This window comes from Streptomyces sp. NPDC030798 (genome assembly GCF_055572275.1).
Window position 1 is genome coordinate 491,177 of sequence record NZ_JBVIDR010000005.1, and the last position, 13,460, is coordinate 504,636.

Annotated in this window: 13 protein-coding genes and 2 pseudogenes; 8 read left to right on the top strand and 7 right to left on the bottom strand. The window is 71.1% G+C overall.

All coding sequences use genetic code 11. The features are described from left to right. The first annotated feature begins 15 nt into the window (after positions 1–15). The 5 genes from ACZ404_RS15225 (at position 16) to ACZ404_RS15245 (ending at position 5,135) form a co-directional block, all read left to right on the top strand. Positions 16–1,254, top strand: coding sequence for a L,D-transpeptidase (locus ACZ404_RS15225; RefSeq protein ID WP_468439796.1), 1,239 nt, complete (start codon positions 16–18; stop codon positions 1,252–1,254). Positions 1,255–1,496: 242 nt separating this feature from the next. Next, entirely contained in the window at positions 1,497–2,264 is a 768-nt protein-coding gene (locus ACZ404_RS15230) for an enoyl-CoA hydratase/isomerase family protein (RefSeq protein ID WP_468439798.1), read from the top strand. 300 nt (positions 2,265–2,564) lie between these two features. Further along, positions 2,565–3,068, top strand: coding sequence for an ATP-binding protein (locus tag ACZ404_RS15235; protein ID WP_468439800.1), 504 nt, complete (start codon positions 2,565–2,567; stop codon positions 3,066–3,068). 76 nt (positions 3,069–3,144) lie between these two features. Beyond that, the gene (locus tag ACZ404_RS15240; RefSeq protein WP_468439802.1) at positions 3,145–3,948 is read left to right on the top strand and encodes a polysaccharide deacetylase family protein; all 804 of its coding nucleotides are present in this window, start codon (positions 3,145–3,147) and stop codon (positions 3,946–3,948) included. Then, on the top strand, positions 3,948–5,135 hold the full coding sequence (locus ACZ404_RS15245) for a YVTN family beta-propeller repeat protein (RefSeq protein WP_468439804.1): 1,188 nt from the start codon (positions 3,948–3,950) through the stop codon (positions 5,133–5,135). Before ACZ404_RS15240 ends, ACZ404_RS15245 begins: the two co-directional genes overlap by 1 nt. A 30-nt stretch (positions 5,136–5,165) precedes the next feature. On the opposite strand, the gene ACZ404_RS15250 is transcribed toward ACZ404_RS15245, so the two are convergent. Further along, on the bottom strand, positions 5,166–5,798 hold the full coding sequence (locus ACZ404_RS15250; protein ID WP_468439805.1) for a GNAT family N-acetyltransferase: 633 nt from the start codon (positions 5,796–5,798) through the stop codon (positions 5,166–5,168). Between the two features lie 180 nt (positions 5,799–5,978). Here ACZ404_RS15250 and ACZ404_RS15255 point away from each other — a divergent pair, with 180 nt between their 5' ends. Continuing rightward, positions 5,979–6,191 carry an EF-hand domain-containing protein gene (locus ACZ404_RS15255; RefSeq protein WP_468439860.1) on the top strand — a complete coding sequence of 71 codons (213 nt, stop codon included), beginning with the start codon at positions 5,979–5,981 and terminating at the stop codon, positions 6,189–6,191. 135 nt (positions 6,192–6,326) lie between these two features. Here ACZ404_RS15255 and ACZ404_RS15260 read toward each other — a convergent pair whose 3' ends face one another. After that, entirely contained in the window at positions 6,327–6,881 is a 555-nt protein-coding gene (locus tag ACZ404_RS15260) for a hypothetical protein (protein WP_468439807.1), read from the bottom strand. A gap of 288 nt (positions 6,882–7,169) precedes the next feature. Here ACZ404_RS15260 and ACZ404_RS15265 point away from each other — a divergent pair. Beyond that, positions 7,170–7,831 (top strand): annotated as a pseudogene (locus ACZ404_RS15265) (NADPH-dependent F420 reductase). 15 nt (positions 7,832–7,846) lie between these two features. Here the strand turns inward: ACZ404_RS15265 and ACZ404_RS15270 are convergent. The 3 genes from ACZ404_RS15270 to ACZ404_RS15280 form a co-directional block, all read right to left on the bottom strand. Then, complete coding sequence (locus tag ACZ404_RS15270) at positions 7,847–8,401, bottom strand: GH25 family lysozyme (protein ID WP_468439809.1); 555 nt, start codon at positions 8,399–8,401, stop codon at positions 7,847–7,849. Between the two features lie 94 nt (positions 8,402–8,495). Beyond that, positions 8,496–9,527 carry a phosphatidylinositol-specific phospholipase C domain-containing protein gene (locus tag ACZ404_RS15275; RefSeq protein ID WP_468439811.1) on the bottom strand — a complete coding sequence of 344 codons (1,032 nt, stop codon included), beginning with the start codon at positions 9,525–9,527 and terminating at the stop codon, positions 8,496–8,498. A 97-nt stretch (positions 9,528–9,624) separates the two neighbouring features. Beyond that, positions 9,625–11,112: a multicopper oxidase family protein gene (locus tag ACZ404_RS15280; RefSeq protein WP_468439813.1), complete on the bottom strand. Its 1,488-nt coding sequence runs from the start codon at positions 11,110–11,112 to the stop codon at positions 9,625–9,627. A 183-nt stretch (positions 11,113–11,295) separates the two neighbouring features. On the opposite strand from ACZ404_RS15280, the gene ACZ404_RS15285 reads away from it, so the two are divergent. Next, the gene (locus ACZ404_RS15285) at positions 11,296–11,865 is read left to right on the top strand and encodes a dihydrofolate reductase family protein (RefSeq protein WP_468439815.1); all 570 of its coding nucleotides are present in this window, start codon (positions 11,296–11,298) and stop codon (positions 11,863–11,865) included. A gap of 4 nt (positions 11,866–11,869) precedes the next feature. On the opposite strand, the gene ACZ404_RS15290 is transcribed toward ACZ404_RS15285, so the two are convergent. Both ACZ404_RS15290 and ACZ404_RS15295 read right to left on the bottom strand, forming a co-directional pair. Beyond that, complete coding sequence (locus tag ACZ404_RS15290; protein ID WP_468439817.1) at positions 11,870–13,237, bottom strand: L-serine ammonia-lyase; 1,368 nt, start codon at positions 13,235–13,237, stop codon at positions 11,870–11,872. 59 nt (positions 13,238–13,296) lie between these two features. Further along, a pseudogene (locus ACZ404_RS15295) lies at positions 13,297–13,460 on the bottom strand (serine hydroxymethyltransferase); the annotation flags it as partial.

The following is a 13,460-nucleotide window of genomic DNA, read 5'->3' on the forward strand; positions in this document are numbered from 1 at the left end:
GGAGGGGAGAACACCTTGAACGTGCGGCCGATATCGGGGGCGTCGGTGGGGCGGGGACGCGGCCGTAAGGGGCTGGTGCTGATAACCGGCGCCCTGCTGATGGCCGTCACCGCGTGCGGCGGTGGCGGGGACTCGGGGTCCGGCAAGGGGGAAGCCGGCAAGGGCAAGGACTCCCGTACCCAGCAGGGCGCGCAGTCCACGGCCGCCGTCAGCATCGCGCCGAAGTCCGGCGCCACCGGCGTGGACACCAGCGGCGCCCTGAAGGTGAACGTGGCCAAGGGCAAGCTGACCGAGGTCGTGGTCAAGGACGCCAAGGGCAGCCGGATCGACGGCACCATCGCCGCCGGCGGCGCCTCCTGGACGCCGTCGACACACCTGGCGGCCGGCACCAAGTACACGGTGCACGCGGTCGCGAAGGACTCCGCGGGCCGCGAGGCCGCCGAGGACTCCAGCTTCACCACGCTGACGCCGAAGAACACCTTCGTCGGCTACTTCACCCCCGAGGACGGCTCCACCGTCGGCGTCGGCATGCCGTTCTCCGTCCGCTTCACCCGGGGCATCACCAGCCCGGACGCGGTCGAGAAGGCCATCCGCATCAAGACCGAGCCGGCCGTCGACGTCGAGGGCCACTGGTTCGGCAACGACCGCCTGGACTTCCGCCCGGAGAAGTACTGGAAGGAAGGCACCAAGGTCACCGTCGACTTCGACCTCGACGGCGTCGAGGGCCGTGCCGGCGTCTACGGCAAGCAGCACAAGACGGTGAAGTTCACCATCGGGCGCAACCAGGTCTCCGTCGTGGACGCCAAGAAGCACACGATGAAGGTCACCCAGGACGGCAAGGTCGTCAAGACCATCCCGGTCACCACCGGCAAGCCCGGCTACGACACGTGGAACGGCCAGATGGTGATGAGCGAGAAGCTGACGGTGACCCGGATGAACGGCGAGACCGTGGGCTACGGCGGCGAGTACGACATCAAGGACGTCCCGCACGCCATCCGCCTCACCAACTCCGGCACCTTCATCCACGGCAACTACTGGGGCGGCGGCGCCTTCGGCAATTACAACGCCAGCCACGGGTGCGTGGGCCTGCGCGACGTGCGCGGCGGCTACGACAAGAGCGTTCCGGCGGCCTGGTTCTTCAACCACTCCATGATCGGCGACGTGGTGGTCGTGAAGCACTCCCACGACCGCACGGTGTCTCCCGACAACGGGCTGAACGGGTGGAACATGTCGTGGGACGACTGGAAGAAGTGAGCCTCGTCCGAGGCGGGCCCGGTGCTGTGAGCCACGGCACCGGTCCCGTTGCCGTTGGTCCCCGTGCTGTGCCTGCCTGGGGGGCAACCCCCAGACCCCCGGCCGAGTGTGATCCAGCGCACCGGTCCCGTTGCCGTTAGTCCCCGTGCTGTGCCTGCCTGGGGGGCAACCCCCAGACCCCCGGCCGAGTGTGATCCAGCGCACCGGTCCCGTTGCCGTTAGTCCCCGTTAACCTGCTCACCATGACCGTCACTCTCGAAGTCGCCGAAGGCGTCGGAACCCTGCGTCTGGACCGGCCGCCGATGAACGCGCTGGACGTCGCCACGCAGGACCGGCTGAAGGAGCTCGCCGAGGAGGCCACGGGGCGCGACGACGTGCGTGCCGTGGTGATCTACGGCGGCGAGCGGGTGTTCGCGGCGGGCGCGGACATCAAGGAGATGCAGGACATGGACCACACCGCGATGGTCCTGCGCGCCCGCGCCCTGCAGGACTCCTTCACCGCCGTCGCCCGCATCCCCAAGCCCGTCGTCGCCGCCATCACCGGCTATGCCCTCGGCGGCGGCTGCGAACTGGCCCTGTGCGCCGACTACCGCATCGCCGCCGACAACGCCAAGCTCGGCCAGCCGGAGATCCTGCTGGGCCTGATCCCGGGCGCCGGCGGCACCCAGCGCCTGCCCCGGCTGATCGGCCCCTCCAAGGCCAAGGACCTCATCTTCACGGGCCGTCAGGTCAAGGCCGACGAGGCGCTCGCCATCGGCCTGGTGGACCGCGTCGTCCCGGCCGCCGAGGTGTACGAGCAGGCACACGCCTGGGCCGCGAAGCTCGCGCAGGGACCGGCCATCGCCCTGCGCGCCGCGAAGGAGTCGGTGGACACCGGCCTGGAGACCGACATCGACACCGGGCTCGCCGTCGAACGGGGCTGGTTCGCGGGTCTGTTCGCCACCGAGGACCGCGAGCGCGGCATGCGCAGCTTCGTGGAGGAGGGGCCGGGGAAGGCCAAGTTCCTCTGACGGCCGCCGTGCGCGTCATGGTGTGAACTTCCCCGCAATCACTTGCAGTTGACGTGACGTCTGATCCGGGGTCCCCCGATGGGGCGGTTTATGGGAGCCTTAAGGCAACCTTAAGTCTGCCTCGTCGAGGGAGCCCGTCGCTTGCCCGGAAGTGAGCCGTCGCCGCAGGTCAGTTGGGCTGCACCGGGTGCCGACGTGCCCTCGGCATATGCCGCGCGAATGGAGCGGACAGGGGGCGTGCGGGGGGCGTATTCCTTCGGAACGGCCACGGACGCGACTCCGGACGGCCATCATGGGGGCATGGCGGGGCTGGAGGGCATCGAACAGCCGCGGGGACACAGCCGTGCGGCCGCGGCGCGCTGGTCGCCCGCGGTCGAGGACGAACAGGCGCTCAAGGCGCTCGAACTGTTCGGAAACCCGACGGAGGCGGAGGTCCCGCTGCCGTCCCGTCCCGAGTCGGCGGCCACCGCGCGCCGGCTGGCCCAGGTCGTCGTCCTGCGCCATTGGGGTCTGACCCCCAAGATGACCGAGGACGCGGTCTTACTCGTCTCCGAACTCGTCGGCAACGCCGTACGGCACACGGGTGCCCGGGTCTTCGGCCTGAGGATGCGCCGCCGCCGCGGCTGGATCCGCGTCGAGGTCCGCGATCCCTCACGCGGACTGCCCTGCCTGATGCCGGTCCAGGACATGGACGTCAGCGGCCGCGGCCTGTTCCTGGTGGACAAACTCGCCGACCGCTGGGGCGTCGACCTGCTGCCGCGGGGCAAGACCACCTGGTTCGAGATGCGCGTCGCCGACCGCTGACCGGCCCGACGCACGGCGACCCGAAACCATCCCCCATTCGGGCGAATCGGCCGTTTTCTCGCCCGACACCCCTTAAATGGTGCGGGTGACCACGACCAACCGACGTGACGTGCTGCGCACGAGCGCGGGGCTCGTCGCCTCGGGCGCGCTCGCCGCCGGCTGCGGCGGCGCCGGCCAGGAGGCCCCGCCCGCCGCCTCCGCGTCCGACCGGTCCGCGCCCGCGTCCGGCCACCCCGCGGCCACCACCCGCACCGCACCCGCCCCGCGCGCCTACCCGGGGCAGCCCGCCCAGATCACCCACGGCCCACGCACCCGCCCCCAGGTCGCCCTCACCTTCCACGGCCAGGGCGACCCCGCCCTCGCCACCTCCCTGCTGGCCACGGCCGAACAGCACGGCGCCCGCCTCACCGTGCTCGCCGTCGGCACCTGGCTGGACGAACACCCGGGCCTCGCGAGGCGCATCCTCGACGGCGGCCACGACCTCGGCAACCACACCCAGCGGCACGTCTCCGTCAACGCCATGTCGGAGGCCGGCGCCCGCCGGGAGATCACCGACTGCGCCGAGCGCCTGAAACGGCTCACCGGGTCCATCGGCACCTGGTTCCGCCCCTCCCGGTCCCCGACCGCCTCCCCCCTGGTCGCCCGGCTGGCCCGCGCCGCGGGCTACCCGCACGTGCTGTCGTACGACGTCGACTCCCTCGACTACACCCGCCCCGGCGCCGACGCCGTCACCCGCAAGGTCCTCGCCGACGTACGCCCCGGTTCGGTGGTGAGCCTGCACTTCGGATATTCCGACACGGTCGCCGCCCTCCCCGCCGTACTCCTCGAACTCGGCCGCCGCCGGCTGCGCGCGGTCACCACCACGGAGCTGCTGAGCTGATGCCCACCACCCAAGCCGCCCGCCTGCTGGCCGCCGGAGCCGCCCTCACCGCCCTGACCCTGCTGTCCGCCTGCGGGGGCGGGGGACAGCACGCCGCCAAGGAGGCCCGTGACAGCACGGCGCCGGCCCGGCCGCAGGCGACGAGACAGCAGGTGAACGTGTTGCCCGGGATGCCCCCGGTCGAGGACCCGAAGGACATCTACGCCGCCGACCGCCCGGGCCGGCTCTCCCCGGTGGTCAAGGACTTCCCGTCCCGGGTGTACGTGCCGAACACCAACTCCGACACGGTCACCGTCATCGACCCCCGGACGTACAAGATCATCGAAACCCTCCCGGTGGGCCGGCAGCCCCAGCACGTCGTGCCGTCCTGGGACCTGAAGACGCTCTGGGTCAACAACGACCTCGGCAACAGCCTCACCCCCATCGACCCGAGGACCGGCAAGGCCGGCAAGCCCGTCCCCGTGCACGACCCCTACAACCTGTACTTCACGCCCGACGGCAAGTACGCCGTCGTCATGGCCTCCATGGACCGCGAACTCGTCTTCCGCGACGCGCACACCATGAAGGTCGTGAAGACGGTCCCGGTCCGCTGCTACGGCGTCAACCACGCCGACTTCTCCGTCGACGGCCGGTACTTCATCGTCTCCTGCGAGTTCAGCGGCGAACTGCTCAAGGTCGACACCGCGCGCATGAAGGTCGTCGGCCAGCAGAAGCTGCCGTACCACGGGGCCATGCCGCAGGACGTCAAGATCTCCCCGGACGGCAAGCGGTTCTACATCGCCGACATGGTGGCCAACGGGCTGTGGATCCTGAACGGCGACACCTTCGCCAAGCCCGGGTTCCTCGCCACCGGCAAGGGCGCCCACGGGCTGTACATCAGCCGGGACTCCCGCGAGATGTACATCTCCAACCGGGGCGAGGGCTCCATCTCCCTCTTCGACTTCACCCGGAACCGGCTCACCGAGAAGTGGCACCTGCCCGGCGGTGGCAGCCCCGACATGGGCGGTGTCTCGGCCGACGGCAAGGTGCTGTGGCTCTCCGGCCGCTACAACTCCGAGGTGTACGCCATCGACACCCGCACCGGAAAGGAACTGGCCCGCATCAGGGTCGGCAGCGGCCCGCACGGCCTCGCCGTCTACCCGCAGCCCGGCCGCTACTCGCTCGGCCACACCGGCATCTTCCGCTGAGAGCCCGGCCGACCGCCCCGACAGCGCCGGTCAGCCGCCGAGCAGCAGCGCCTCCGCGCCCACCGCGCGGTAACCGGCCGCCTGGAACGCCCGCACGCTGCGGGCGTTCCCCGGCGCGACCTGCGCCCACAGCGGCTCCGTGACCAGGTGCCGGGCGGCGGTCAGCAGCAGCCGCCCCAGCCCCCTTTGCCGTACCCCCTCGTCCACCTCCACCGACACCTCCAGCCGGCCGCCGACCCCGCGCCCCAGCACCAGCACCCCGCCCTCCGTCGTCCAGGCCCGTACCTCGTCGCGCCGGCCGCGGGCGTAGGCGATGCGGGGATGGCCGGCGTCCTCGATCTCGCGCAGTGCCGGTGGCGGGCCGCCGGGCAGCGGGGAGCCGACCAGCAGCGCGTCGACCGTCTCCGTCCGGCGTCCGGTGCGGGCCATGAAGGCGGCGAGGAAGGCGGGGTTCAGCGTCGCGGCGAGAGGATCGCAGTCCACGGCGCCGAGGGCGTCGTGCACCCACCGCGGGTCCTCGTCCGTGAAGACCACGGAGTGCGCGGTGAAGGCCAGCACCCCCGCGTCCCGCGGCGCGTGCTGCGCCACCACGGTCGTGCGGCCGTCCGCCGGCGGGAACACGCCCCGCGCCGCCGCGTCGAGAATGTCCCGCAAGGTCTCCAACACCGCTCCTTGACTCTCCACCGACTGGAAGGCCCAGACTCGCAGACTTGACGTCCTCCCCGCCCTGAAGGGAAGTGGGACCTGGGTGGTCGCCGCACTGCGGGCGTGCGCGGGCCGTTAATCTGACCTGCGACAGTACGCCGGCACGGCATGAGAAACACGAACAAAAGGGGCGGATCGGTGGCGGACATCGAGGAAGCACGCAAGCAGTTCCAGCGGATCGACGCGGACGGTGACGGGTTCATCACCGCCGCGGAGTTCAAGTCCGCCCTGGCCCAGCAGGGTGACTGGAACGTCACCGAGACGGTCGCGGAGGCCATCATCAAGACCCGCGACCTCAACGGCGACAAGGTCCTGTCCTTCGATGAGTTCTGGACCTACCTGAACAAGTGACCCACCCGAAGGGGGTGCCCGTCCGACCCGGAGGGCACCCCCTTCGTCATACGCCGCGCCGCACCCGCACGCTCCCGACGCGGGACCGCAGTTCCCGTGCGCCGGCCCGGCCCAGCCTGCGGCCCAGCACGACCGTCATCGCAGCATCGCCCGGTTCACCGCGGACAGCACCGCGAGGATCGCGGCGGCCGGCTCCCGGTCGTCCTCGGCCGCGCCCCACAGCGTGGTGCCGTTCACCCGGCACTCGGCGAAGGCGAACCGCCCGGCGCGGACCACGTCCAGCACCTCCACCGTGAACCCTGCACCGGCCGGCGCGTCAGCGAACGCGGTCAGCGGACCGGCCCCGGTGCCCTCGTGGTCACCGGCGCGCTGCTCGCCCGTGCGCAGGGTGCCGACGAAGCGGTGCCGGCCCGGCGCCTCCTCGAACACCGACCAGGCGTCCAGCCGTACCTCGCCGTCGTCCAGGTAGGCGGCGCGGAACAGGTCGTACACGTCCTTCGGGGGGGCCTCCCGGCCGCTGGTGTCCGTCGCGTCCTGCACCAGGCGCGCCACCTCGGGCCGCATCCGGGTCGGCAGGCCCACGCCGTGGTGGGTGCGCAGCAGGTACGCCGTCCCGCCCTTGCCCGACTGCGAGTTGACGCGGATGACCGCCTCGTACGACCGACCGAGGTCGGCCGGCAGGTACGGCACCGCCCAGGGTGCCTGCCGCTCGGGCAGGCCCAGCTCCCGCGCGCGCCGGGCGTGTTCCGCAGTCCCTTGCCGATCGCGCCCTGGTCCGGGCCGTCGTCACCGCAGACCCCGAGGCCGCCACGACCGCACTGCGGGAGGAACTGGAACGCACGCTGGCGCTGCTGCGCGGGGAAACGGCGGCGGGCGGTCTCACCCGTTCACCGCAGCCACCGGAATAGTCCCGGACCCGCCGCGGTTGTCGCCCCTCGACGGAAGCATGCACATGCATCGATCCTGGAAGGGCCTGTCATGAAGATCGGCATCATCGGCGCGGGCAACATCGGCGGCAACCTCACCCGGCGGCTCACCGCGCTCGGCCACGACGTGTCCGTGGCCAACTCGCGCGGCCCCGAGACCCTGAAGGAACTGGCAGAGGAGACCGGCGCGCGGGCGGTACGGGCCGAGGAGGCGGCGGACGGCGCCGAGGTCGTCGTGGTCACCGTTCCGCTGAAGGCCGTCCCGACCTGCCCTCCGGCCTGCTGGACGGCGCGGCCGAGGGCGCCGCCGTGATCGACACCGGCAACTACTACCCGCAGCAGCGCGACGGCCGGATCGCCGGGATCGAGGACGAGGGGCTGACCGAGAGCCGCTGGACGGAACGCCATCTCGGCCGCCCCGTGATCAAGGCGTTCAACGGCACCTACGCCCAGGACATCCTGGAGCGGCCCCGCCCGGCCGGCGACCCCGAGCGCATGGCCCTGCCGGTCGCCGGCGACGACGCGGCCGCCAAGGCGAAGGTCCGCGCCCTCATCGACGAACTCGGCTTCGACACGGTCGACGCGGGCGGCATCGACGACTCCTGGCGCCAGCAGCCGGGCACACCGGTGTACGGCCTGCGGGCGGGCACGGACGCCGTCAAGCAGGCCCTGACGGCCGCGTCCCCCGAACGACCGGCGGACTTCCGCGGCTAGGGTCCCGCCCCCTCTTCAGGGCGTGGCCCACTCGCGCAGTGCCGCCTTGCTGCCGAAGTCGGCCACGTCCTTGTCGTGGGGTTCGCTGCTGTACTGGTGGAAGCGCCACTTGGCCTTGATGCGGGGGTGGCCCGCGCTCACGTAGTCGGCGATCCACAGGCCGTCGCCGGCGTAGGACGTGGTGTCGACGGTGAGCCAGAAGTGCCGGTTGGCGTAGAGCAGGACCCTGTTGTGCGGGCGGAGTCTCTTCACCGTGCGGATGAACAGGTCCTTCTCCGCGTTGCTGGCGTGCGTGCCCTCGCTGGTGGTCTCCCAGTCGACCGCGAGCAGATCGCCCGCCTTCTCGGGGGCGTGCTGGACGAAGTACTCGGCCTGGGCGGCGATGTGGCCCGGCCACAGAAAGTGGTAGAAGCCGACGACCAGTCCCGCGTCGCGGCCGTGCTTGGTCTGGGCGGACAGTTTGGGATTGACGTACGAACGGCCCTCCGTCGCCTTGATGAAGACGAAGGAGAGGCCGTCCGTGCCGTACGAGGACGACTGGAACGCGCTGACGTCGATGCCGTGGAGCATGTGGGGGACTCCCTGAAGTGCCAGTGGGGTGACCAGGAGTTGATGGATGTATGCCCCACCCCGGCGCCACCGATCCGCGCGCCCGGCCGAAACCTCAGCCCCGGTCCGTCACCGAACCCAGCACCGAGGGCGGCTTGGCCGACCAGTCGGAGGTGATGATGCTGGCGTGGTCCTTGGCCAGCAGCGCGAGCCGGGCGGCGACCTCGGCGTCGGTCGGGTCGGTCGAGGAGATCGCCGGGGACGCGCCGTCGGCGCCGGTCATGATCGAGACGTAGTGGTTCGCGGAGTAGAACGAGGTGTCGTAGCCCTTGTTGACGTACGTCGCCGCGTCCCCGTCGAAGAAGACGAACCAGGGCCGGATCGAGGCGTCGTACCGGCCGGCGCGCGGATCCCCGCCCTCGGCGCCGAGTACCGCGGGGAAGGCCTGGGCCTCGGAGACGCGCCCGGCGGCATACAGATCCCGCAGGTGATCCCCGTACTCCTCGTCCGTCCAGTAGTGGTCGAAGGGGTTGGACTGCTCGACCGTGCCCGGGATCAGCTCGAAGAGGAACTTGCCCCTCATCGCGTCCCGCGAGGGCCAGGCGTTGGCCTTCGCCGCCGCGTCCAGGGAGGAGTACGTGCCGCCGAGCAGATCGGCCGGCTTGAAGACGCTGCTGCCGAGCTTCTGCGCGACCAGCTTGTCGAACTCGTCCGGGCCCATGCCCCCCTTGTTGTTGAACCCCACCTTCATCTCGACCTTGAAGACGATCGGCGGGTGGTCGGGGTGCAGCTGGTTCCAGGCCGCGATGTTGTCCAGGCAACTGCCCAGATCCTGGTTGCGGTTCTTGCTGTACAGCTCGGCCGGGGTCTTCGCGGCCTCGCAGTTGTTGTCGTTGCCGAACGGGTTGCTGTGACTGACCCGCCACCGGTGGGTGATGCTGTCGACGTACACGTCCAGCTCCAGCAGCGAGGCCCCGGAGTCCAGGGCCTGCGCGAAGTATGTGTACTTGTCCTTCTCGTACGCGTTGTGCGTCCCGATGGCCGTCGTCTCGGAGAACTTCGGCGACGCCGCGTGAGCCTGCCCGGGCACCATCGCCACCAGCGCACCGGCTCCCACCAGCGCCGCCATCCGTCTCACTGTCCGCATCCCTGAACTCCCTGTCGCTGCCGTTGAGTTGGCGGAAGCGTAGGAGAGAGGGATTACTGTTCGGTAGCCCCCGGACGAACCGGGATGGCGGGGCGGGTCACTTGAGGTAGCCGAGGGTGGTCATCATGCCGCTCTCGGAGTGGTACTGGTTGTGGCAGTGGAGCATCCACAGGCCGGGGTTGTCGGCGTCGAAGTCGGCGACGATCTTGTGGTGGGGCAGCACGACGGCGGTGTCCTTCAGCGCGCCGGCGGCGTCGACGCCGGTGAGGGCGAAGGTGTGGCCGTGCAGGTGCAGGGGGTGCCACATGTCGGTGGCGTTGACGAGGGTGAGCCGCACCCGCTCGCCGGCGCGGACCGGGTGGCGCCGGTGCGGGTCGTGGGGCTGGTGGTCGAAGCCCCAGTCGTAGTTCTTCATGCCGCCGGTGAGCGTGAGGCGCAGCTCGCGGTCGGGCTCGCGGTCCTCCAGCGCCACGGACTCGTCCGGTTCCAGGAGATGGGCGGGTACGACGCGGCCGTCCAGTTCGTCCGGGCGGACCTCGGCAGGGGGGAGGTTCCGGCTGCTGTCGGTGCGCAGGACGGCCAGGGCCTGCCCCTTCTTGCCCTCGGCGAGGGCGACGAAGGGGAAGACGCCGTCCTCGGCGGTGACGAGCACGTCGTAGCGCTCGGCCATGCCGACGAGGAGGGCGTCGGTCTCCTGCTGGTCGACGGGGTAGCCGTCGGTGTGCGTGACGGTCATGGTGTGGCCGCCGAGCGCGACCCGGAAGGCGGTCTCGGAGCCGGCGTTGATGATGCGCAGCCGGACGCGGTCGCCGGGGCGGCACCGGAACACCGTGGGGCTGCTCGGCGTACGGCCGTTGGCGAGGTAGTACGGGTAGGCCACGTTGCCGCCCTCGCCGTCGAGCAGGCTGCTGTGGGAGTCGTGCAGCACCCGGGAGGGGCCCGCCCCGGCGGAGCGCGTACCGTGCTGCAGTTCGCGGAGCACGGCGTCCGGGGTCGAGCCCTGCACGCCGTCCAGCCAGTCGTCCAGGACGATCACCCACTCCTCGTCGTAGGAGAGGGGCTCCTGGGGGTCGTCGACGACGAACGGGGCGTACAGCGCGCGGTCGGGCTGGAGGCCGACGTGCGAGTGGAGGAGGTAGGTGCCCGGGTGGGAGACGGCGAAGCGGTAGGTGAAGCCGGCGCCCGGACGGATGGGGTCCTGCGTCACGCCGGGGGCGCCGTCCATGTCACAGCGCAGCCGCACCCCGTGGGCGTGGAGGGTGGTGCCGGTCGGCAGGTGGTTGTCGAGGGTGAGGTTCAGGACGTCACCGGCGGTGACGCGCACCAGCGGGCCGGGCAGCTTCCCGTCGTAGGCCCAGCTGCGGACGGTCGGGCCGCCCAGGTCCAGCGTGGACTCGGCCGCGGTGAGCCGGAAGGTGCGCTCCGGGCCGCTGCCGCGCCGGCGCTCGGCGGCGAGGACCTCCGGGCCCGAGGGGTCGACATACTCCGCCTCTCCCGACCGGGCGGGGGCGAAGGCGGACAGGAGGCCCGCGCCCGCGGCAGCGAGTGGGGCACGGAGCAGGGTACGCCGCGAAGGTGTGTGCATGGCAGCAATAAACACGTTCTGCCCGAAATGCACCGCCGAGCGTGCCGGGTGTCGGCCTCCGTGCCCCGGACGGGGGTAATCCCGGGGCCGGTCACAGCTGTCCCACCGGCCGTGCGGCCTCCAACGGCGGCCTGTTCGTACTACGTTCGGATCATCTCACTCACCGCGCGGAAGAGAGACAGGATGCGCACGCTCACCTACTACGTCGCTGCCAGCCTCGACGGCTACATCGCCGGTCCCGACGGCAGCTACGACTTCTTCCCCTTCGAGGGGGAGGTTCAGGAGGCGATCCTCGCCGAGTATCCCGAGACCATGCCGGTGCACGTCCGCGAGCCCTTCGGCCTGACCGCCACCGCGCACCGGCACTTCGACACCGTGATCATGGGCCGCGGCACCTACGAGCCGGCCCTGAAGGCGGGCATCACCAGCCCCTACGCCCACCTCGAGCAGTACCTCGTCTCCCGCACCCTGACCGCAACGGACCCGGAGGTCCGGATCGTCGCCGACGACCCGGCCGCGCTGGTGCGCGACCTCAAGAAGCGCGACGGCATGGGCCTGTGGCTGGCCGGCGGCGGGAAGCTGGCCGCCGCGCTCCGCGACGAGATCGACGAACTGGTCATCAAGCGCAATCCGGTCGTCATCGGCACCGGAATCCCGCTGTTCGACGGCCCGTTCGCCCCCGTCGGCTTCCTTCCCACCGCACGCCGCGACTTCGACTCCGGTGTCAGCATCGTCACCTACACCAGGAGCTGACGCCTCAGCACTCGATGATGTTCACCGCCAGCCCGCCCCGGGCCGTCTCCTTGTACTTGACGCTCATGTCGGCGCCGGTGTCCTTCATCGTCTTGATGACCTTGTCCAGGGACACCTTGTGGGAGCCGTCGCCGCGCATCGCCATGCGGGCCGCGGTGACCGCCTTGACCGCGGCCATGCCGTTGCGTTCGATGCAGGGGATCTGGACGAGGCCGCCGACCGGGTCGCAGGTGAGGCCGAGGTTGTGCTCCATGCCGATCTCGGCGGCGTTCTCCACCTGCTCGGGCGAGCCGCCGAGGACCTCGGCGAGGGCGCCGGCGGCCATCGAGCAGGCAGAGCCGACCTCGCCCTGGCAGCCGACCTCGGCGCCGGAGATGGAGGCGTTCTCCTTGAACAGCATGCCGATGGCACCGGCCGCCAGCAGGAAGCGGACCACGCCCTCCTCGTCGGCGCCGGGCACGAAGTTGATGTAGTAGTGCAGGACCGCCGGGATGATGCCGGCCGCGCCGTTCGTCGGCGCCGTCACCACGCGGCCGCCCGCCGCGTTCTCCTCGTTCACGGCCATCGCGTACAGCGTGATCCACTCCATGGCGAGGGCTTGCGGGTCGCCCTCGGAGCGCAGCTTGCGCGCCGTGTTCGCCGCGCGGCGGCGCACCCTCAGGCCGCCGGGCAGGATGCCCTCGCGGGACATGCCGCGCGCCACGCACTCGCGCATCACGCGCCAGATCTCCAGCAGCCCCGCCCGGATCTCCTCCTCCGTGCGCCAGGCCCGCTCGTTCTCCAGCATGAGCGCGGAGATCGACAGGCCGGTCTCCCGGGTCAGGCGCAGCAGCTCGTCGCCGGTGCGGAAGGGGTACTTCAGGACCGTGTCGTCCAGCTTGATGCGGTCCGCGCCAACCGCGTCCTCGTCCACGACGAAGCCGCCGCCGACCGAGTAGTACGTCTTGGAGAGCAGCTCCGTGCCGGCCGCGTCGTAGGCCCATATGGTCATGCCGTTGGCGTGGTACGGCAGGGCCTTCCTGCGGTGCAGGACCAGGTCGTCGTCGAAGGAGAAGGGGATCTCGTGCTCGCCGAGCAGCGAGATGCGGCCCGCCGCCTTGATCTCCTCCACCCGCTCGTCGGCCTTCTCCACGTCCACCGTGCGCGGCGAGGCGCCCTCCAGGCCCAGCAGCACCGCTTTCGGGGTGCCGTGGCCGTGGCCGGTCGCGCCGAGCGAGCCGTACAGCTCGCAGCGCACCGAGGCGACGGATGCCAGCAGGTCCTCGTTGCGCAGCCGGCGGGCGAACATGCGGGCCGCGCGCATCGGGCCGACCGTGTGGGAGCTGGACGGGCCGATGCCGATCGAGAACAGGTCGAAGACCGAGATGGCCACGGTCACTCCTCAGGACAGGGGTGGGGCACTCCCCATCGAGTGCCCCACCGGGGTGGTACTTACTTGTTCAGACCCGGGTAGAGCGGGTGCTTGTCGGCCAGGGCCTTCACCCGGGCCTTGAGGGCCTTGGCGTCGTAGGACGGCTTCAGCGCCTCGGCGATCACGTCCGCGACCTCGGCGAAGTCCTCGGCCGTGAAGCCGCGGGTGGCCAGCGCCGGCGTGC